Source organism: Mesotoga infera (assembly GCF_900157305.1).
Classification (GTDB): Bacteria; Thermotogota; Thermotogae; order Petrotogales; family Kosmotogaceae; genus Mesotoga; species Mesotoga infera.
The window spans coordinates 408,218-429,259 of record NZ_LS974202.1 but is presented as its reverse complement, the minus strand read 5'-3'; the positions used below and the strand labels follow the sequence as shown (position 1 = coordinate 429,259).

Here is a 21,042-nt window from a genome sequence, read left to right as displayed (position 1 = left end):
AGCAACAATTAAGGAGGCATACCATGGAAGTACTAAGAGCAACGGGATTGAGAAAAGTGTATGGATCGAACGCCAGCGCCGTAACCGCATTGAAAGGGGCCGACTTCTCCATAGAGGAGGGCGAGTTCGTCGCCATCGTAGGTCCCAGCGGCTCGGGAAAGAGCACGCTTCTTCATCTTCTCGCGGGGCTAGACCGTCCCACGGCCGGTAGCGTGCATATAGACGGGAAGAACCTGTACGGGATGTCGGACACACAGTTATCTATCTTTAGAAGGAGACGGATCGGCTTTGTCTTCCAGTTCTTCAACCTCGTCCCCGTCCTGACCGCAAGAGAGAATATCGAGCTTCCTCTCATACTCGATGAAAGGAAGGTCGATCAACCCTACCTCAACGAACTTCTCGGACTGATGAAACTCGAGGACAGGACGGACCACCTGCCTTCGGCTCTGTCAGGCGGTCAGCAGCAGAGAGTGGCGATAGCCCGCGCTCTTATTACCAAACCCGCGATCGTCTTCGCAGACGAGCCTACCGGCAATCTCGACAGCAAAACGAGCCAGGAGGTGATGGACCTGTTGAAGATCAGTGCGAGGAAGTTTCATCAGACGCTGGTGATAGTGACCCATGAGGAGGACATCGCCGAGAGGGCCGATAGAATAGTCGCCCTGGAAGACGGAGAGATAGTGGCCGATTACTCCAACAGAGATGTGGGAAGCGTATTCTCCTCCGCTCTTGGAGGGAAGAAGTGATGAAACGCTACACCGAATTGAGTGGAAAGTACCTCTCCAGAAGACTCAGAAGAACTTTCTACACCCTTCTCGGAGTGGCGCTGGCAGTCGCTTTCATAACGGCTATCATGATAACCTTCAAAAGTATAGAATCTTCCGAAATCCGTGCCCTCGAGGACTCTGTAGGCGCATACCACGGCAAAGTTGAGAAGGCAACCGACTCCGAGATCCTGGATATGAGCGCCCATGTGCTTACCGAAGACGTTGGAATCCAGAAGATAGCCGGTTTCATAGACTTTCCCGAAGAAAAGGCTTCGCTGCTGATCGAAGAGGCCGACGGGCTTACCCTGCGCCTGAGGGGAAAGAGAGTAACTAACGGCCGGCTACCTGAGAAGTTGGGTGAGATCGCCATCGACACATTTGCAGCCCAGCTTCTGGGAATCTCTTCAAAAACAGGTCAGAGAGTATCACTGAACATAAACGGCAATGAAAGGATTTTTGAAGTCGTCGGGATCATTTCGACGGCAATACAGGAGAGCTCCCTGTCGAGGGCTTTCGTGAGCGTCTCGGCTCAGGAGTTTTCCACGATAGCTTCGAAATCTGAAGTGGTGAAGAATGTCTATTTCACTGTCGACGCGGAAAACAAGACGCTAAGAATCGCGGCCCAGAAAGTGGCTTCCGACCTCGAACTAAAGGACAGGGTCAGATACAACGGCTCTCTGATCTATCACCTCGAGACTCTCTCTCCTGTTAACTGGCCCGCGGTAGTTCTTGGGCTTCTCGTTGCCGTCGCTTCGATGGTCTCCATTTACAACACGGTTCACATATCGGTGCTGGAGAGAATCCGCGAATTTGGGCTTCTCAGGGCTGCCGGTGCGACTGCTGCCCAGATACGAAAAGTCGTCCTTCGAGAGTCGATACTCGTAAGCGTTTTCGGCATCCCGATTGGTCTGGCAGCAGGCGTCCTGCTTTCCTTCGCCGTGGCTCTGTATGCCGGCTTTCGGCTGACTGGCCTCGATGGCTTCGCGGTTTCGATCACTCCGCTCTCGCTTGTGGTCGGAGCTGTTCTGGGATTTCTGTCTGTGGTTTTTTCATCGCTGATTCCCGCGTTTCGCGCCGGCAAAATATCTCCCGTCGAGGCTATGAGACAGTACGGAGTCGAGTCGACTGGATGCAAAATCAGAAAGTTCGCTGCAGGTGAGTCCGCGTACGGAGAAAAGATCTCCCTGAAACTGGCAAAGAGGAACATGATAAGAAACCTCCGTACCACGGCCATCTCCGTTGTCTCGATGACGATCGCCGCGACTCTCTTTATAGCTTTCTCGTATTTTGCGGGGAACTTCGACACCGAGAGACTGGCCCGGGGCGTTGTGAAGTCAGACTTCTCGATACGCGTCACGGGCATGTACGATGGTGGCCCCAACGGAAAAACGATCGAAGATCTGCAGTCAATAGAAGGTGTCGAGACGGTAGCCGCGGCGAAGTTCCTTACCGGACGGCTGCTCAGCGAATACGAGGACCCTGAGATGGAAAGCAAGACCTACGTGACCGTTCCTGATCCTCAGGCTGGAATGCGAGTCACCATGGTCGATCAGTCTGGAAAGTACATGGCCCTTCTCGCTTACAATAGGGCGGGGATAGAACTGATGAAATCGAAAGTGATCTCAGGATTGATTGATCTCGCACGGATGACTTCCGAACCTCTGGTTGTCATAGATGTCGAGAACAGCAACAGGCACAATATAAAGGCAGGGGATAGAGTGTTGCTCAGGACTTATTACCTCACAAAATCGATGGTCCAGCTGCCTGTAAACAGCGAGTTCATCGTCGGCGCGGTGGTTCAGGAGCTGCCTTCTGTAGCCTTCACGGTTGAGGGCGGAATCCTTCTGGCGTGCAGCGAAGAGATAATCGACAGGTTGAGGCCTGAAGGCAACGACGTCCACCTAACGATGATGGACTACATAGATCATTACTCTTATGTGGACATATATCTGCGCAGGGGAGCTAATCCTGAAACCATCGAGCCGGTGGTGGAGGAGACCGCTAAAAGGTACAGAAACTCGACCTTCCTGTCCTACAGCCAGTACAGGAAAGAGACGGAAAACGCTATCAGGACTCTTTCGACGCTGGTCTATGGATTGATCGCAATAGTCGGCTTCATAGGCATCTGCGGCATAACCAACACCATAAACACAACGATCATATTGCGCCGGAGAGAGTTCGGAATACTCAGGGCGGTCGGTATGACCGGAAAACAGCTCAAGGCGATGCTGACATACGAAGGGTTGATCTTCGGGCTCATAAGCGCCATCTTGTCTGTCGTTCTCGGAGTGATTCTCTCTTACGCAGTGTACTCGCTCCTGAAAACAGAGATCGGCCATCTGAACTGGTCGATACCCTGGGTCGGGATTGTTCTGGCAGTTGTCGGAACGCTTGCAGCCGGAGTATTGACGACGCTTGCCTCGTCCAGAAAGGTGACCTCTCTCAGCATAACAGAATCGATAAGAGCGATAGAATAAATTAGCGCACTTTCGACTAAAAAAGATTTATTAGCATTTCCGGCTCTTTTATACTGCGTCTTGTAAGGTGCATCTTTTTGGCGGTCTCTTCCGAGAGAGCCGCTACCCTTTTCTGGCGACCGGCGGCGTAAGGATTCTTGATCTCAGTGGTTTCACTCATGATGCTGGTGAGTTCCTCCACCGTAGTATTCATGTTTTTATAGAGCGTATACAGAGGCTCGGTGAAGGATCGCACGACTATCCCTTCAAGTATCACGAAGTAGGAGATGAGTCTGAAAATGTGCCCCAGTGTATTCGTAAAACCGTAAGGGTCTATGTAATTTGTGAAAAGCAGTTCGGCCAAGGTGGTGAAGAAAAGTGCCGTCAGATGGTAATTTTTATAAGGAGCGCAATGAGTAGGTCAACCTTTGCCATGTTTGCCGGCGTAGTAAGCTCCGTAAAGGTTGAGGAGGGAGGTTGCTCCCGAAACGAGCCACAGGTACAGATTTATCCTGTAAAATCCTGCGGCCATTCCACTGATGGAAAAGTAGAAAAGAATCAGGAAAGGTACCAGTATGGATGGCTTAGCCGGATTCCTGAATTCTATCTTCAAAAGATAATCCACAACCAGCGCGAACATAGCCCAAAGGGCATAAAGGATAGCGGGGAACCAGAGAAAGAAATTTGACGATCCAGAAAGATTGAGGACGCCGATAATCGCCGCTGGAATAGCCAGGATGATCGTCGCCGTCCCGAAGAGGATCTCAACTTTTGGCCATTTCACCCTCGACAGAAACATCAAAAGGGTGAATACGTTGATCAGATTCACCGTTATGAAGAGCGGTAACTGCATCCCGATCACCCCCGGTTTGTATCCTGTCACACGCGCTGAGTAGTATTATACTCCCGCTAGTGCAAAACAGTGATCGAAATTTCACAGTCGGTTTTCGGAGACATCGAACATACGACTGTTATATATTCCATTAGTTCAATTCACTCGCATCTGAGTATTTGTATCTATCGTGTTTACTGACAGTTCCGTGGAGTTACGAAAGACTCGAGTCAGTATGATCAGCATGTGAAGGAGGATGGGTGATGGCAGGATCGATTCGGGGAAAAATTATGAGATCTTTGGTTTTATGAGTGATCGTGGCGATGGCTTCCTGTGCTCTTGGACATGCCACCTATAGTGGTTCTCCAGGGCAGTTGATCAGTGCTTTTGAACTGGCGTTCGCCGAAAATCTAAAAAAACTTATGAAATGGCACGTGGAAGCCTTCAGTTTTTTGAGCACCGGGCTTAAGGACGGCCGCGACGGTTACGACATAATAGCTAAGGAACTACAGTATATGACGGTTGGCGGAGTTGCTTACGAGGAGAACGGCGTGAAAATCACACATTTTCCCGCCGTTCACGACAGAAACGGAAGCATAAGCTATAAACTCGAATGGAACGGTCTTTCGATGATCTTCTCTGGCGACACGATACCCAATTACTATATGATCGAACAGGCGAAGGGTGTCGATGTTCTGATCCATGAGATGGTTGTGCCACCCGAAGTGTGGGCCAGTAAGAACTCGGGATTGAATCCGGGCGACCCCGGCTGGGAAAGAGCCGTGGGATTCGCATTGGCCGTGCAAAGGAATTCACACACCTCGCAGAAAGCCTTCGGCTATATACTCAGTCAAACTAACCCGAGGCTCGGTGTAACCACGCACTTTCAGGCCAACGAAGATACCGTCGGCCCTGCGATTGAAAACATTCGTTTGTTGTATGAAGGACCCGTCGCAATTGCCACCGACCTGCTCGTGATAGATGTATCAAAGAACGATATAATTCTTCGCAGAGCCGTGGTTTCGGACTACGCCTGGTATCCGCAGCCGTACATTTATCCACAGGATCAAATCGCCCCTCCCAAATACGACGGTCCGTTCGCCCAACTTAGCGATACGCTCCTGGGAAGTATTGTCCCCGAGGAAATCTATGAAAGCGATAAATAAAAAAGCCCGATACTGCCACCCGTAAGACAGAAAAAAGGCCGATGAAGAGATCGGCCTTTTTAACTGGATTAATAATTAGGAGACGATAGAAAGATACTAAATGGCATGACAATATGGCATTATTGTACTTGAGATATTTCGTTTGGAGGTGAGCTTCTTGGTATTACAGGGCATAGATGTACTTTCGAGACGCGATTTCGCCGACCTGAAAGATATGTCGATAGGTCTAGTAACTAACTACTCGTTCATCGACAACTCTCTTCGCTGCGGTATAGATATGATGTTCAAAAGTGGGTTGAAGGTACGTAAGATCTTCACTCCCGAACACGGGTTGGGTGGAATAGCCGACGGGGTCGTGTACGATGATAGTATCCATCCAAGGTACAACGTGCCGGTGGTGAGTCTCTACGGCAGCAAGCGCAAACCGCGGGCCGAGGATCTCGACGGCCTGGACATACTCGTTTACGATATCCAGGACGTCGGTCTCCGTTATTACACTTTCATCTATACTCTTGCCTTCACGATGGAATCGGCCGCTGAAAGCGGGAAGCGGTACATGGTGCTAGACCGGGTCAACCCTCTGGGCAGGGGCGTTTTCGGCTCAAGAATAGATAACGATCTTCAAACTTTCGTTGGCGGTTACCGCTTGCCGCTTCAGTACGGGCTCACTTCTGGAGAGCTGGCCATATACTTAAAAAAGCTGAATAGGCTCGACCTGGATCTTCGTGTGGTACCGGCAGAAGGCTGGAAGGGCGAGACTTTCGATGAGACCTCGCTCGTGTGGAACGTTCCCTCGCCAAATATACCGACCTTCGACTCTCTTCTCGGATACGCAGGCACCTGCTTCTTCGAAGGAACCAACGTCTCGGAAGGTCGGGGAACTTTCAAACCATTCCTCGTTATAGGAGCGCCCTGGATCGACGGTTTCGACATGGCTGAGAAAATAAAGGAAGACTTCCCGTCCGTGAAGGTCAGAAGGAGGGAGTTCATGCCCTTTTACCGCAAATATGCCAATGCGAGCTGCGACGGTATCGAATTCTTCCCGTCGAAAAGCGACAATTTTTTCCTGTTGACGTTAAGTATCATGGAGTATTTGCTAAAATATGAAAAGTTCGAGATTTCCGATCGACTCGACGATCTCATGGGAGTGAAAGAAAGCGCGAGGAAAATAAGGTCGGGATCTCTCAAGCCCGATCAATGGAAAAGTTCGGGAGAAGAATTCATCGAATTCGCGCAGGACTGTCTGATTCATCCAGGGAGACTTTTCTACAGATGACGAGAGGGAAAATCATGGGGGAAACGCCTGTTCCACTTTATTACAAACTGTACGTCGAATTGAAGGAAGGCCTCCAGTCGGGAAAGTACAAGAAGGGTGACAAACTTCCCACCGAGAAGGAGCTCTGCCAGAAACACGGGCTCAGCCGTCTCACGGTCAGGAGAGCCATGGACGAGTTGAGAAGGGAGGGATTCATCGAGAGGCTCAAAGGCAAAGGGACCTTTGTCACAGGCTCCAAGAGAGAGGAGCAACTCGCGACGTTGACCGGTTTCACCGATGAGGCCAAGAAAAGGGGGTGCGAAACCAGGTCGATGGTGCTCGAAAACCGTCTTGTAAAAGTTCCGGTCGATGCTGTGGAGTTTTTCAAAATCCCGGCCGAAGCTCTCGTGGTTTATTTGAAGAGGGTCAGGTTTCTCGAAGAGGAGCCGTACGCGATCGAGGAAGCCTATCTGAACGTCGGTGCCGATATAAGACTGCTGAACATCGTCCAGCGCGATATGGAGAAGGAATCGCTCTACGATATACTCAGAAATGAATTCGAAATAAACATCTCCTACGCGGAGGAAGAGATGGAACTTGCGAGGTTGAAGAAAGACGAGGCTCGCTTCCTCAAGCAGGAAGTGAACGACTGCGCGATCCTGAGAAAGCGCTTCACCTACACCAAAAGCGATGTCTGCGTGGAATTTGTCGTTTCTCTTTATAGGGCCGATAAGAGCAAGTTCAAGATCGTAAGACGAATATAAAAAAGCGATGGTATTATAAGATTAATTCTCTACTGTTTTGACTGTGCCGTCTATGGAGTATCATAGTTATAGTTTTTCGTCAAAGTCTTTCTTTAATCGGGAGGAGCAAATGAAAATAAGCGATCTTCGTTTCACCGAAAGGAAATGGGACTTCGTAAAACCTTTTCACATCGCAAACAACGTATCCAGTTCGAAAGTTAATATAGAAGTCGAGCTTGTTCTCGCCGACGGTACGATCGGTCTGGGTGAGGCGTCCTCTTCGTTCAGAGTTAACGGAGAGAGCAACGAAAGCATCTTCCAGCTCAGTTCGGAGATGCTTGAGGCGATAAAGGGACTGGATGTGAGAGATTACCGCAGGGTGTTCAAGAAGCTCGACGCCTATTCGAGAAGCGCCCCGAGTCTGAAGGCCGCGGTTCAGTTCGCAACGCTCCACGCTTTCTCCAGGCTGATTTCCACGCCCGTCTATCAGATACTTGGAGGGATGAAAGATTTCGTGGAAACCGACAAGACTGTCAGCATAGGGAGCCTGGAAGAGACCGTCAATGATGCCAGGGAGATCTTCAACGCCGGTCACAAAGTTATAAAGATGAAAGTCGGAGAAGACCTTCAGAGTGATATCGCAAGGGTACTGGCGGTCAACGACGAAATAAAGGGCGTTAAATACATAATAGACGCCAACACCGGCTACACGCCGAAAGAAGCTCTGCGATTCATCGACGCGATGTACAGGAACAGTGTTCCGGTCGGCATATTCGAACAACCAGTACCGGCCGAGGACTTCGATGGACTCAAAATCGTCAGACAGGGCTCGATGTACCCGGTCGGCGCCGATGAAAGCGCGCGAACGAAGTTCGATGTAATGCGTCTAATAAAGGAAGGCGCGGTGGATTTCGTAAATATAAAACTTATGAAATCGGGTATCTCCGATGCCCTGGCGATAGTGGAAATGTGCAACAGTGCGGGAATCGGACTGATGATAGGCTGCATGAGCGAATCGGGGATCGGCGTCTCCCAGAGCGTCCACTTTGCGGCCGGTACGGGGGCCTTCATGTACCACGATCTCGATTCTCACCTGCTTCTGAAGAATGTAGAGCCGGTGGGTTTCAGACAGGAAAGAGATAGACAATACCCAATCTTATTTTAATATTCTTTTTATGTTGTCACCCTTATTTCGTGGGAAAAAAGGAGGTGCAAGAATGAAGCGAAGCTTCATGCTAGTTTTCTTAACGGTACTCATTGTTGCAGTCACTGGATTTGCCGCGACACCGAAAGATACTCTGGTGATAGGCGCCAACACCGGTATCTTCATAACCATGGATCCGGCAGTCGCCTATGAGGTACTTCCCAACAAGATCGTCGCCGCCTGCTACGCTCAACTGGTCAATCTCAAAGCCATCGACGGCGTGATAGTCCCAGTTCCGGACATAGCCGAGAGCTGGGAAATCTCCGAAGATGGACTCACCTACATCTTCCACATAAGACAAGGAGTCAAGTTTTCCAACGGTGATCCCCTCACTGCCGAAGATGTTCTCTTCTCTTTGAAGAGGCCCATACTACTCGAATCTGTCTCGGCATGGTTCCTCGTAGACATTTTCGGAATCAACAAAGATAACGTTGACGAGAAGATCAAGCAGATCGACGAAAACACCATAGCGATAACTCTGAACGCTCCGTACGCCGAAAATATAACCCTCGGCATACTCTCGAACATGTTCACCGGGATCGTCAACAAAAAAGTGGTTCTCGCCAATGAAGTCAATGGCGATCTCGGTACGGCCTGGCTCGCCGACCATTCCGCAGGCGCCGGTCCATACGTTCTGGTGCAGTGGGAGAGAAACAACGTTATTCTTCTCGAGGCCAACCCCAATTACTACGGCCCCCAGCCGCCTCTAAAGAGAATAATGATAAGAGACGTACCAGAGGCTTCCAACCAGAGACTCTTCCTGGAGAGAGGCGACATCGATGTAGCCTGGGATCTCACACCGCAGCTTCTCGCCGAGGCCAAGAAGAATCCCAACGTGGTCGAGGTCAAGGTTCCGGGTCACTCGAACGAGTATCTGGCCATGAACGCCAGCTGGGGACCCCTCAAGGACCCGAAGGTAAGAGAGGCCGTCAGGTACTCTATCAACTACGAGGAGATCGTAAAGGACATAATGCTCGATAACGCGATTCTTGTCCAGGGCTTCATAAACAAGGGATATTTCGGCTATGTCGAAAAGAATCCCTTCTACCAGGACATAGAAAAGGCCAAGGCACTCCTTGCCGAAGCCGGATATCCCGATGGGTTCGAAGTCGAGCTGATCACGAGCAACACCGATACCAGAAAGGCCGAGGCCGAGAAAATCCAGGCCGATCTTGCCAAAGTCGGCATTAAGGCGAATCTGGTAATCGTTCAATCTTCCCAGATGTATGCTAAATACCGTGCGCAGGGTCACCAGATGATCATCGCCGGCTGGGGCAACGACTATCCCGACCCGGACAATCTGGCCATGTCCCACGCCAATTACAGGGCCAATCAACTTGCCTGGAGAAACGCCTGGTACGACGACTATGCTGCCACCCTTTGCGAGTGGGGTCAGATAGAGCCAAATCCGGACAAGCGTGAACAGATTTACAAGGACCTGACCGAATACTGGTTCCACAACGGGCCGTTCGCCATGCTCTACCAGACAGTCGAATTCTGGGGTATCCGCAAGGAAGTCAAGAATTTCGAAGAAGCGGCGTTCGGTTACGGAATGCTGTTCGACTTCACCAAGGTTTCTAAGTAAATATCCCCCGCCCCGCTCTCTGAGCGGGGCGTTATCCTTCATAAAAATCTGAAATCTCTATTGGGGGTAATTCTGTGAACTTCGGACAATTCTTACTGAGAAGACTATTCTTGATGATCATAGTTCTATTTGGGGTTGCCTGTATCGTCTTCTTCATAGCCAATGTAATACCTGCCGATCCTGTGGGAGCTATCCTCGGTGGCAACGCCCCTCCAGAAGCCGTAGATAGACTGAAGGCCAAACTCGGATACGACCAACCTCTGATCATACGGTTCGGAAATTTCATCGCCGGTGCATTGCAGGGAAACTTCGGAGTGTCTTTGAAAACCAGTAACCCTGTCATGAAAGACATCATGAACTATTTCCCAGCTACGATGGAGCTCGCCATCGTTGCGATAATAATCTCGATCTTTCTGGGAATAACGCTGGGAGTTCTTTCGGCCGTTCATCGAAACAAAGCGATAGATCAGTTTTCGAGGATCTTCTCTATACTCGGAGTATCAATGCCGGTCTTCTGGATAGGACTGCTCCTGTTGCTGGTTTTCTACTTCAAGCTTGGGTGGCTTCCCGGGGGCGGTCGACTCGGTTTCTTCACATATCCGCCTCCCAGGGTGACCGGAATGTACCTTCTCGACTCGGCCCTCGCCGGTCAATGGGACACTTTCAAAGAAGCGTTGCTCCACATTCTCCTTCCCGCCTTCGTCCTCGGCTACAACGCTACGGCATCTATCGCGAGAATAACCAGGGCGAGCATGCTGGACGTACTGAAGCAGGATTTCATAAGGACGGCCAAGTCCAAAGGCTTGAATAGAAACGTCGTTATCTACCGCCACGCCCTCAGAAACTCCATGATACCCACCATAACCATAATAGGGCTGGTCTTCGGAGGCCTTCTGGAGGGAGCGGTCTTGACCGAAACGGTCTTCTCCTGGCCTGGGCTGGGTAGATACATAACGACCGGAATGCTCTTCCTAGACTATCCAGCAGTCATGGGTGGAACGCTGTATATAGCATTCATCTATTCACTGGCTAACCTGATAGTGGATATTCTTTACGCTCTTCTCGATCCAAGGATGAGGATGTGATCTGAATGGAAAAGACAGCCAAAGTATCCCGCCCCTTCATGGACGACCTGAAGCACACGGCTTTTCTCTGGAGAAGAAGCCGCCTGACGATGATAGGGTCGGTAATAATAGTGATATTCCTGCTGATTGCAGCCTTCGCCCCGCTAATAGCACCGTACGATCCAATTGAACAGAACCTTTCGATAAAGCTCCAATCCCCAAGCTGGCAACATCTCTTCGGTACGGATCAGTTCGGGAGGGACATTTTCAGCAGAGTCATCTCAGGGTCGAGGACGGCTCTCTGGATCATATTTCTAGTTTCGGTAATAAGCGGTTCGATCGGTATAATCATCGGAGTGACGGCCGGATATTTCGGGGGTATCGTTGACGAGGTACTCATGAGGATTACCGACATGTTCCTGGCCTTCCCAAGTCTCGTGCTGGCAATGGCTTTCGCCGCCATGCTGGGGCCTAACCTCACCAACACGATCATAGCGATATCCATTGTTTCCTGGACCACGTACGCGAGGCTGTCGAGAGCCGAGGCGATAAAAGTCAAGTCGCAACCGTACATCGAGGCTATAAAGGCCGCCGGTGGGGGCAACCTGCGCATAATGTTCCTCCATGTGCTTCCCATGTGCATTTCGCCGGTTCTCGTTCAGCTGACACTCAGGATGGGAACGATAATACTTACCGCCGCGAGTCTGGGTTTTTTGGGACTGGGAGTGCAGCCACCCACACCGGAGTGGGGAGCTATGGTTTCCGACGGCCGAAACTTTTTGATCGACCAGTGGTGGATCTCGACCTTTCCGGGCATATTCATAGCCTTCGTCGTTCTCGGTTTCAACCTCCTGGGAGACGGAATCAGAGACATGCTGGATCCCAGGTTGAGGAGGTGACCGTATGGAACTGAGAGGTAAACTGCTCGATGTGTCCGGACTGAAAGTCTCTTTCTACACTTACAGGGGAGTCATAAAGGCGCTCGACGGTGTGGAGCTGTGGATGGATTCCGGAGAACGTCTCGGTGTGGTCGGCGAAACCGGCTGCGGAAAGTCCGTCACATCGCTGGCGGTGATGAGGTTGATCGAACAGCCCGGCGAGATACAGGCCGGCAAAGTGATCTTCAACGGCAAGTCGCTCCTCGAACTCTCCGAAGAAGAAATGAACGGTGTGAGAGGCATAGAGATGTCGATGATCTTCCAGGAACCCAGATCGTCGCTCAACCCGGTAATGAAAGTTGGATACCAGATCGGAGAGGCCATAGCGAAATCGAAGAAAATGCCCATAAAGAAAACGTATCCCGAAGTCAGGGAGATACTCAAACTCGTCGGCCTTGATCCTGAAAGGGTAATGAACAGCTATCCCCACGAGCTGAGCGGTGGTATGTCTCAGAGAGTAATGATAGGAATGGGCCTGGCCACTCATCCCAAGCTGCTCATTGCAGACGAGCCAACCTCGGCGCTGGACGTTACGATACAGGCGCAGATACTGGAACTCCTCGACGAGCTGGCCAGGAAGATGGGAAACGCCGTGATGCTCATCACCCACGACATGGGCGTCGTCGCAGAATTCTGCGACAAAGTCATGGTTATGTACGCCGGCAACTCCGTCGAATACGCCTCGACTTTCGAGCTCTTCGAGAGGCCGCTCCATCCCTACACAGGGGGGCTACTGTTGGCGGTGCCGAGAGTGGGGAGAACCGACGAGCTCAAGGCGATAAAGGGGACCGTGCCCGATCTGGTGGATCCGCCTTCCGGCTGCAGGTTCCATCCAAGGTGTCCCCGCGTTATGGAGATCTGCAAAGAAAACAGACCTCCACTACTTCAGGTGGAACCGGGACATTTCGTGGCCTGTTACCTCTACGGCAACAAAGGCGAGGTGAAAGAAAATGCCTGACACTCTCATAAAGATAGAAAATCTGAAGACCTACTTCCCGGTGAAAAAGTCGATATTCTCGAAGAAACTCTTTGTGAGGGCCGTGGATGACGTCACGATGGAAATCCCCCGGGGCTCGACATTCGCTGTCGTCGGCGAGTCCGGCTCGGGAAAGACCACGCTTGCAAGAAGCGTCTTGAGGCTTATAGAACCGACTTCGGGAAAAATCTTCTTCGACGGTTCGGAAATCCTCAAATTGAAGGGCAAGGATCTTCTGGATGTAAGGAGAAAGATGCAGATAGTCTTCCAGGACCCATACAATTCTTTGCATCCAAGAAAGCTCATAAAGAACATCATAGGAGAGGGAATGAAGATACACTTCAAGATCACGGAAAGCGAAATAAAGGACAAGATCTCGGCCGTGCTGAAGGAAGTCGGCCTAAGAGACGAACACATGTTCCGCTATCCACACGAGTTTTCCGGCGGACAGCGCCAGCGAATAGCCTTCGCCAGGGCGATCGTCCTGAAGCCGAAATTCATAGTTCTGGATGAGCCCACCTCGGCGCTGGACGTCTCCGTGCAAGCGATGGTTTTGAAGATGTTGAAGGACATAAGGTCGCAGGAAGGCCTGACTTATATGTTCATAACCCATAATCTCTCGCTGGTCGATTACATAGCCGACAGGGTAGCAGTCATGTATGTGGGAGAAGTCGTCGAAATGGGCGAGAAAAACACCGTTTTCAACCACCCATCGCATCCTTATACCGATCTCCTGATGGCTTCCAACCCGATACCCGATCCAAAATTTCAACGCGAAAAAAGGTTGCTGAAAGGCGAGATCCCCAGCTCGATAAATCCGCCCTCCGGGTGCAGGTTTCACAACAGGTGCCCCCACGCCGATCAAAAATGCGCCAGTCAGGCTCCCGAGCTGAGCGAGCACAAACCCGGACACTTCGTGAGATGTCATTACCCTCTCTGAGTAATCGGGCTTTTTGTTATAAACCTACACGGCCGCCGGTAGCGGCCGTTTTCTATCCGACCCCAATCGGGCTCTCTCAAGGGACAGCTCTTTTTTAATTCGAAGCGCATTAGTGGAGATGGGCCTGTTATTGTTTCAGATTCATCGAAGCGCAGAAGCTGCTAGTTATCGGATCGGGTATAGAGTAGCTCTTCATCGATTTTGAGAAGGAAATCTCCAGAAAACTTTGCTTCACGAGTCCGTTCAAAATATTGCTGAGTGTGGAGTCGTGAATAGGCCCGAAGTTCGCTTCTATGTATTTTTTTATTTGAGAATACCTCTCCATACCGAACGCTACCGCTTTCAGGGCATAGCCGTAATTTATTGATCTGGCGAGCAAACTGTCGATTTCCTTTTTAACCAGCCCTTTCGCCATAACTCCGGCCCTTTCGAGAGCCGTCTCGAAATCAGGTCCGTTCTTGTAGACTTCATATCCAAAAATTGCGAGGTAGCCGACTACGCCATCGAGAGTTGTTATTACTTTTTCAAGATCGCTTTTGTTGAAGTTGACCCCGATCTCATCCAGTCCGGCTATCAGGAATTGCATGGATTCTTCGCGAGAGAACCTTTTAAGAGTGATTTCAGTGATGTAGCGTGCGTAGAGGGGTTCATCGGGGTCTTCTAGTTTGAGAAAGTCAAAGAGCAAGCCCACTTCCGAGCCTGTAAGAATGAAGATAATGTTCTTGAGATTATCGAAAGTATAGGCGAGCAAGTTGAGGAAATCCCTGCCGCCTTTGCCGTAAAATCTCAGGTTCTGTGCTTCATCCAGCGCCACGATAAATTTTACGCTTTTTCTTTCTAGAGTTGTATCGAGTTTCTTGAGCACTGAAGCGAGGTTCCTTTGTCTACGGCTCTTTTCGAAACTCAACTGCACGTCTCGTATTGTCATTGAAGAGATCGATTCCAGAAGTTTCCTGAACTTTCCAGTCTTTGTTTCCTTTTCGATAGAGTCGATCAGGGCATTATTGAATTCAACGGAATCGATAACATTGCCTCTGACGAAATGGCGGCAGTCGATAAAGGCTTTGAAGTTTTCGGTATCATTCAAAAAGACCTTTAGAAGTGAAGTTTTTCCAGTGCGTCTTAGGCCGTCGAGCACGATCAGTCGATCATTATCTGTGGCCCTTTTCAATTCATTCATTTCTCTTTCACGGTCAAAAAGTTCGCTCCGTTTTGTCTTCGGGCTGATGGAGAAAAACATAAGCTCGCCTCGCTTTGAACAATCGGGTGTGGTAACTCCACCCGGGTGGAGTAACTCCACCTACATCATAACACATTTCTCCTCATCTCGTGATGCTTCTATAAAGGTTATAAGTAGCCAGAAACACCATTTAGTAGTGTCAGATAGATATGATAAACTTGTGGTTGAGGACAGATACAGGGGTGGTTTCTTTGTCTCTGAACTGGATAGATGTTCAGAACCTGGATTTTTATCATCTTTTGTTTCTGGAGAGACACCATTTGATGTGGTTCGCGAAAAGCCATTCGAAAGATAAGGTTCTGGCGATCGCCCTCAAAACCCATCCGGAGGTCCTGTGGTATTTCAAGAGACTGCTTCCCGAAGCGGCCGAGGTTTTCGAGAATATGGCGGGTTCGGTGAGTCCCGACCTCTCGGGCGAGGAGATACGCCGGGCCGAGATCGAAGTGATGCGTTCGATAAACGACTGGATGGTCTATGTGGTCGATCCGGCTATCTACCTGAAAGTCGAAAAGCGATCACTCCAGCCGGCGATCACGAAAGAAATCCCATATGAGTTCGCTCGCTTTGACACTCGATTTAGAGCTGCTTTGAAGGGCGTCCAACCCCTTCTCTCTTCCCGGCCAGGTGTGATCTCCATCCACGATGGTGTAGAAGTGGATCTCGAAGTCCTCTCCCGGTCTCCCGTACTTTTTTAGCAATACTTTTCCGCCCTCCAGACTCGTCTCTTCCAGTTCGACGGCGTTCATGCCGGCGATCCACAGGTCTATAGATTCCGGTATGGAGGGAAAGAAGATAGTCTCTTCCGAAGCGGACGAGTAACCTCCATGATAAGGTATTATCGGATCGAGCATCCCATGGAAGATGATCATCGGCACCGGTTTCGGCGGCGGCTCGATTCTGCAAACTTCGTCCTCGCTCGCTCCGCCTGCCGGCGAAGATGAAACGATGGCCGCTGCCGCGAATAGCTCGGGGTACTCGGACACCAGTTTATAGGTCAACATGCCTCCGTTGGACAGACCCACCAGATACACTCTGTTCTCATCGACTGGATAATTTCGTTTGAGTTCCTTCAAAAGTTCGACTATGTATCGCGCGTCGTCTATTTCGTTTTCCTTTGCGTATGAACAGCAAAAGTCGCCGTTCCAGCTCAGAAAAACGCTTTTCAGCGGGCCGGTACCTTCGGGATAGGCCGCTATGAAACCCTCTCTGTCGGATATCTCGGTTATTCCGTAAGTATTCTTGGTGTAGTTGGCGTTGCCTAACAGTCCGTGAAACACGAAGACCAGGGGCAGTTTTGAGTCGTCTTCGACTTTCGGGGGAAGGTGAACTATTGTCTTTCTATCGATTCCGTCGTGGTTCAACCAGAAGGTCTCGTCAACCCCCTTTTTCGAAGCTATGACCAGATAGAACCCCATTGTAATCAGCGTCGCTGCTATCACTAACGTCTTAAGCATTTTGTACCTCGTTTGAAAGTGTTTACGAATCTATCTTCCTCAATATCTTTTCGAGGATTTTGATCAACTCCTGCGCTTCCCTTGTATCGAGAACCTCGCAGATTTTGTGTGAAAAATCTTTGTGTATTTTGTAGTAAGTCTGGATCACCTTTCGTCCCCTGTTTGTCAACTCCAGCCAGAAAATTCTCCTGTCTCCCTCGGATTGGATTCTTTTCAGGTAGCCTTCCTCAATGAATTTCCTCACCGTGGTCGTCACGGTAGGCTTTGTTACGCTGAGACGTTCGGCCATCTGGCTGATAGTGGGACGATCCATCTTGGCAATGATGTTCAGATAATACATCTGCCGTACTGTGAGCCTGGATGATCCTTCGTTGTTTAACGCCCTTTCTTCGCGCTCGGCCATAAGCGTGGAAAATCTTTCGACGATAGTTATAAGCTTTTCTTTCACGCTGGTCACAATAGAGCAACTCCCGGATTGATTACTTATGCCTAACTAACAAAACAATGATATCATTCCTGAAACGGGCCAGTCAACGACTTTTTGAGAGAGCGGTAAGAGCCGTCCAGCTTTGTTGAGCGTGATCTCACTCTTTGAAAGAGCATAATAAATATTACCGGTGAACTTTCCGACCTCGAAAGAAAATTGATGAGATAAACCTGAAACAATAACAAGCCCATCTCCACTAATGCGCTTCGAATTAAAAAAGAGCTGTCCCTCTAGAGTGATCGCTTTTCGACTTTCAGACGGTACTTCCTAACGAAACCCGTGCCCGGTTCTTCGAACCTTCCCCAGCCGAAACCCTTTCCCGCTAGAAAGTCATGAATCTCGTTGTCTGTGTCGTTGTTTCCCGGAAAGAGGACGATATCGCCCCCGTTCCTAACCACCCTGACCATCTCGCCGTACTCACGGTCTGGAAAATCGCCGAAGACATGGCCTGATATAACTATATCGGCGAAATCATCTTCAAAGGGTATTTCTTCAATCAAGCCGTCAACCACATAGAACCTTTTGTAGCCAATCGTTTCGGCCTTCCTCTTGAGATAGTCTCTCAGTGTTCTGACCGGTTCGACTGCGTATACGGTAGCTCCCCTGGAGGCGGCCACAAAGGAAAGCCTTCCCGTACCGGCGCCTATATCCACGACGCGCCTACCGGAAAAATCTACGAAGTCGGTCAGCTCACTGTCGTCCCATCTGGTGAACTCCAGGCGGTCGTAGATAGCCGGATCGACCACATAGACCATCCAGTCGTTTATCGAACGCATCACTTCGATCTCGGCCCGGCGTATCTCCTCGCCCGAGAGGTCGGGACTCACCGAACCCGCCATATTCTCGAAAACCTCGGCCGCTTCGGGAAGCAGTCTCTTGAAATACCACAGGACCTCCGGATGGGCTTTGAGGGCGATCGCCAGAACCTTATCTTTCGAATGGCTTTTCGCGAACCACATCAAATGGTGTCTCTCCAGAAACAAAAGATGATAAAAATCCAGGTTCTGAACATCTATCCAGTTCAGAGGCAAAGAAACCACCCCTGTATCTGTCCTCAACCACAAGTTTATCATATCTGCCTGACCCGCTAAATGGTGTATCTAGGTGATTATAAGCTTTTTACAGGCTATTCAGCACTAAGATCGGGAAGAGCGGTTCTTCGACGCCGCGCACCCCGGTTCTCGTGAGCCAAGCATACTCTCGACACTCTTTCTCGTGATTTTTTCGCCAACAACCCACAACCCACCACGGCTCCTTTCTACTGCAACGGACCGGGGCTTCATGCTAGAATAACTAGATAGAAGGTGAGATGGTGGCAAGAACAGAGTTAGATGCCCAGATACTGCTGGGCGAACTGGAAAGCATACTTCAATACCGCCTCAAGAGACGTGACAAAGAGAGAATTCTGGACGCCTACGAGTTTGCTCGCTTTCACCATCAGGAACAGATGCGCGATTCTGGGGAGCCCTTCATAAGCCATCCCGTCGAAGTTTCGAAGATTCTGGCGCAGCTTTCCGCAGACACAGACACTATCGTCGCCGGTTTTCTACACGATATAGTCGAAGATTGCAACGTGCCCCTCAGCGAGATAACCGAGAAGTTCGGGGAGACCGTCTCGCTTATAGTCGATGGCGTTACCAAGATAAGCAATTTGAAGCTGAACGAAAAGCTTGACTCGAAGATAGTAAAGTCTAGAATGAAGGTCGAAACGCTCAGAAAGATGCTACTGGCCCTCTCCAAGGACCCGAGGATTATCATCGTGAAGCTCGCCGATAGACTGCACAACATGAGGACGCTAGAGTTCGTGAAAAGTCCCGAAAAGAGGGAAGACAAGGCCCGCGAAACGATCCAGATCTACGCACCAATCGCGCACAGGATAGGTATCCACAAAATACAGGCCGAACTCGAAGATCTCTCCTTCAAATACGAGTATCCCGAAGAGTTCAGAGAGCTCAAGATGAAGGTCAATAAAAAGCTTAAAGAACGCCAGGATATAATGGACGAATACAAAAACATCGTACTCCGGGAACTCAGAAAGAACAGGATAGCCGCCATTATAGAGGGCCGCGTAAAGCATCTATATAGTATATGGCAGAAGATGATAAAGAAAGATAGACCCTTCGACGAGATCTTCGATCTCATAGCCCTGAGGATCATTACAGGCGACGAAGTCAACTGCTACAAGGTACTGGGAGTTGTTCATTCGCTCTGGCCTCCTATGCCCGGAAGGTTCAAGGACTACATCGCCGCCCCGAAGTCGAACGGCTACAAATCTCTCCATACTACCCTTATAACGCACAGGGGAGAACCCCTCGAGATACAGATAAGAAGCGAAAGAATGCACAAAGAAGCCGAATACGGGGTGGCCTCTCACTGGATTTACAAAGAAGGCATAGATGTCAAAGACAGGGCCTGGTTCAGCCAGCTCGTCGATTGGCAGAAGGATTTCATCGAAAGCTTCAAGGACATGGAATCCATTTCACGCGAGCTCGAGGTGGAGGAGGTTTATGTCTTCACCCCGAAAGGCGAGGTGGTACATCTACCCAAAGGCTCCACTCCAATAGATTTCGCATACGCCATTCACACTGAGATCGGCCATCACTACGCCGGCGCCAAAGTCAACGATAAACTGGTTCCGGTCAACTACGAGCTTCAACTAGGCGACCGTGTCGAGGTGATGGTCAACAAGGCCAGCGAAGGGCCAAGCCTTGACTGGCTGAAATATGTGAAAGCCAACTCGACGAAGGCGAAGATCAAGCGTTTTTTCAAAAATGAATACTCGGCCAAGCTTATAGAAAGGGGCAAGGAGATTTTTAGAAAGATAAGCAAACGCCTTGCCGTATCCATGGACGACCTCCTCGAAGGAGAAGAAGTGAAGAACCTCATGGTACGTTTTGCCGCTCACAACGAAAACGACCTTTTTTCGAAACTCGGAGATGGTTCAATAACCATGGGAGAAGTTCTCAGCGCTCTGGTTCCGAAAGAAGAGGTCGAAGTACTTCCCGAAGAAACCGAGCTCGTTAAGCAGAAGCAGGCCAAAGGCAACGAGGTCGTGGTCGGCGGAGAGACCGGAATAGCCGTCTATTTCGCCAAGTGCTGCACTCCGCTTCCCGGTGACGATATTGTCGCAGTTATGAGCAGCAGGGGGATATCCATACATAATCGCGGCTGCCGGAACGTGAAGGGGATCTCTCAGGACAAACTGGTCGAAGCGCACTGGTCGATGATCACAGGCGAAAAGTTCAGTGCGTGGATAGTGGTCGAGTTCGACAGCAGCGACAAAGCGATGGCTAACAGGTTTCTTGAGAGACTCGAGAGCAAGAGCGCGAAGGTCAAGAAGTATTCGGTGGAAACGGGAAAGTGGGGATACGATACCCTTATGGCGAACATTCTGGTGAAGGACGTGGCCCAATTGACATCGGTCATGGAAAACTTGAGAGGAATGAAGGGCGTGCAAAACGTCAAGAGGATTGGAGGAGTGATGTGAGAGCGGTCATTCAGAGGGTAATCAGGGCCAGCGTTAGAGTGGATGGTCAAACGACCGGTAGTATAGATAAAGGATTGGTTGCGCTGGTCGGAATCGCAACCTCAGACGGGATAGGTGACGTAGAGTGGTTAGTGGACAAGATAGTAAACCTACGGGTGTTTGAAGATTCGAACGACAAAATGAATCTTTCACTTCTCGATGTGAGCGGCTCCCTGCTTGCCATTTCCCAGTTCACCGTCATGGGAGATGCCAGAAAGGGTCGGAGACCGTCATTCACCGATGCGGCCGACCCAGAAAAGGCGAAGGGCCTCTTCAACGATTTTCTCAAACTGGCGTCTAACTTTGTGAGAGTCGAGACCGGAGTCTTTCAAGCTCACATGGAAGTGGAACTGATCAACGAGGGTCCGGTTACGATTCTTCTGGATTCAAATAAAAAATTTTAGGAGGT

General features: G+C 50.1%; 19 protein-coding genes. 13 read left to right on the top strand and 6 right to left on the bottom strand.

All coding sequences use genetic code 11. From position 1 onward, the window contains the following. Positions 1–23 precede the first annotated feature (23 nt). Both MESINF_RS02070 and MESINF_RS02065 read left to right on the top strand, forming a co-directional pair. Positions 24–746, top strand: coding sequence for an ABC transporter ATP-binding protein (locus MESINF_RS02070; RefSeq protein WP_169698307.1), 723 nt, complete (start codon positions 24–26; stop codon positions 744–746). Then, on the top strand, positions 746–3,244 hold the full coding sequence (locus MESINF_RS02065; protein WP_169698306.1) for an ABC transporter permease: 2,499 nt from the start codon (positions 746–748) through the stop codon (positions 3,242–3,244). The genes MESINF_RS02070 and MESINF_RS02065 overlap by 1 nt, the downstream gene beginning before the upstream one ends. Before the next feature lie 16 nt (positions 3,245–3,260). Here the strand turns inward: MESINF_RS02065 and MESINF_RS02060 are convergent, their stop codons facing one another. After that, entirely contained in the window at positions 3,261–3,587 is a 327-nt protein-coding gene (locus MESINF_RS02060; protein WP_169698305.1) for an MASE3 domain-containing protein, read from the bottom strand. Positions 3,588–3,644: 57 nt separating this feature from the next. After that, on the bottom strand, positions 3,645–4,076 hold the full coding sequence (locus tag MESINF_RS02055; RefSeq protein WP_169698304.1) for a hypothetical protein: 432 nt from the start codon (positions 4,074–4,076) through the stop codon (positions 3,645–3,647). 302 nt (positions 4,077–4,378) lie between these two features. On the opposite strand from MESINF_RS02055, the gene MESINF_RS02050 reads away from it, so the two are divergent. The 9 genes from MESINF_RS02050 (at position 4,379) to MESINF_RS02010 (ending at position 13,926) form a co-directional block, all read left to right on the top strand. Continuing rightward, a complete protein-coding gene (locus MESINF_RS02050; protein WP_169698303.1) occupies positions 4,379–5,221 on the top strand; it encodes an MBL fold metallo-hydrolase in 843 nt (280 codons plus the stop codon). 148 nt (positions 5,222–5,369) lie between these two features. Further along, positions 5,370–6,497, top strand: a complete 1,128-nt coding sequence (locus tag MESINF_RS02045; protein WP_231936933.1) for a DUF1343 domain-containing protein — start codon at positions 5,370–5,372, stop codon at positions 6,495–6,497. A 14-nt stretch (positions 6,498–6,511) separates the two neighbouring features. Next, positions 6,512–7,240 carry a GntR family transcriptional regulator gene (locus MESINF_RS02040; protein WP_169698301.1) on the top strand — a complete coding sequence of 243 codons (729 nt, stop codon included), beginning with the start codon at positions 6,512–6,514 and terminating at the stop codon, positions 7,238–7,240. Between the two features lie 109 nt (positions 7,241–7,349). Beyond that, complete coding sequence (locus MESINF_RS02035) at positions 7,350–8,384, top strand: L-Ala-D/L-Glu epimerase (RefSeq protein WP_169698300.1); 1,035 nt, start codon at positions 7,350–7,352, stop codon at positions 8,382–8,384. A gap of 52 nt (positions 8,385–8,436) precedes the next feature. Further along, complete coding sequence (locus tag MESINF_RS02030) at positions 8,437–10,008, top strand: ABC transporter substrate-binding protein (RefSeq protein WP_169698299.1); 1,572 nt, start codon at positions 8,437–8,439, stop codon at positions 10,006–10,008. A 74-nt stretch (positions 10,009–10,082) separates the two neighbouring features. Continuing rightward, positions 10,083–11,093 (top strand): ABC transporter permease, encoded by a 1,011-nt coding sequence (locus MESINF_RS02025; RefSeq protein WP_169698298.1) that lies wholly within the window; start codon positions 10,083–10,085, stop codon positions 11,091–11,093. 5 nt (positions 11,094–11,098) lie between these two features. Beyond that, positions 11,099–11,971, top strand: coding sequence for a nickel transporter permease (nikC, locus tag MESINF_RS02020; RefSeq protein WP_169698297.1), 873 nt, complete (start codon positions 11,099–11,101; stop codon positions 11,969–11,971). A gap of 4 nt (positions 11,972–11,975) precedes the next feature. Further along, a complete protein-coding gene (locus MESINF_RS02015) occupies positions 11,976–12,968 on the top strand; it encodes an ABC transporter ATP-binding protein (RefSeq protein ID WP_169698296.1) in 993 nt (330 codons plus the stop codon). After that, positions 12,961–13,926: an ABC transporter ATP-binding protein gene (locus MESINF_RS02010; protein WP_169698295.1), complete on the top strand. Its 966-nt coding sequence runs from the start codon at positions 12,961–12,963 to the stop codon at positions 13,924–13,926. The genes MESINF_RS02015 and MESINF_RS02010 overlap by 8 nt, the downstream gene beginning before the upstream one ends. A gap of 127 nt (positions 13,927–14,053) precedes the next feature. On the opposite strand, the gene MESINF_RS02005 is transcribed toward MESINF_RS02010, so the two are convergent. From MESINF_RS02005 to MESINF_RS01990, 4 genes are all read right to left on the bottom strand, one after another. Further along, complete coding sequence (locus MESINF_RS02005; protein WP_169698294.1) at positions 14,054–15,166, bottom strand: AAA family ATPase; 1,113 nt, start codon at positions 15,164–15,166, stop codon at positions 14,054–14,056. A gap of 515 nt (positions 15,167–15,681) precedes the next feature. Beyond that, positions 15,682–16,620: an extracellular catalytic domain type 1 short-chain-length polyhydroxyalkanoate depolymerase gene (locus MESINF_RS02000; protein WP_169698293.1), complete on the bottom strand. Its 939-nt coding sequence runs from the start codon at positions 16,618–16,620 to the stop codon at positions 15,682–15,684. Between the two features lie 22 nt (positions 16,621–16,642). After that, positions 16,643–17,077 (bottom strand): MarR family winged helix-turn-helix transcriptional regulator, encoded by a 435-nt coding sequence (locus MESINF_RS01995; RefSeq protein WP_169698292.1) that lies wholly within the window; start codon positions 17,075–17,077, stop codon positions 16,643–16,645. A gap of 260 nt (positions 17,078–17,337) precedes the next feature. Continuing rightward, positions 17,338–18,138, bottom strand: coding sequence for a class I SAM-dependent methyltransferase (locus MESINF_RS01990; RefSeq protein ID WP_169698291.1), 801 nt, complete (start codon positions 18,136–18,138; stop codon positions 17,338–17,340). A 281-nt stretch (positions 18,139–18,419) separates the two neighbouring features. On the opposite strand from MESINF_RS01990, the gene MESINF_RS01985 reads away from it, so the two are divergent. Beyond that, on the top strand, positions 18,420–20,594 hold the full coding sequence (locus MESINF_RS01985; RefSeq protein WP_197712696.1) for a RelA/SpoT family protein: 2,175 nt from the start codon (positions 18,420–18,422) through the stop codon (positions 20,592–20,594). Further along, positions 20,591–21,037 carry a D-aminoacyl-tRNA deacylase gene (gene dtd / locus MESINF_RS01980; protein ID WP_169698289.1) on the top strand — a complete coding sequence of 149 codons (447 nt, stop codon included), beginning with the start codon at positions 20,591–20,593 and terminating at the stop codon, positions 21,035–21,037. The genes MESINF_RS01985 and dtd overlap by 4 nt, the downstream gene beginning before the upstream one ends. Positions 21,038–21,042 lie beyond the last annotated feature (5 nt).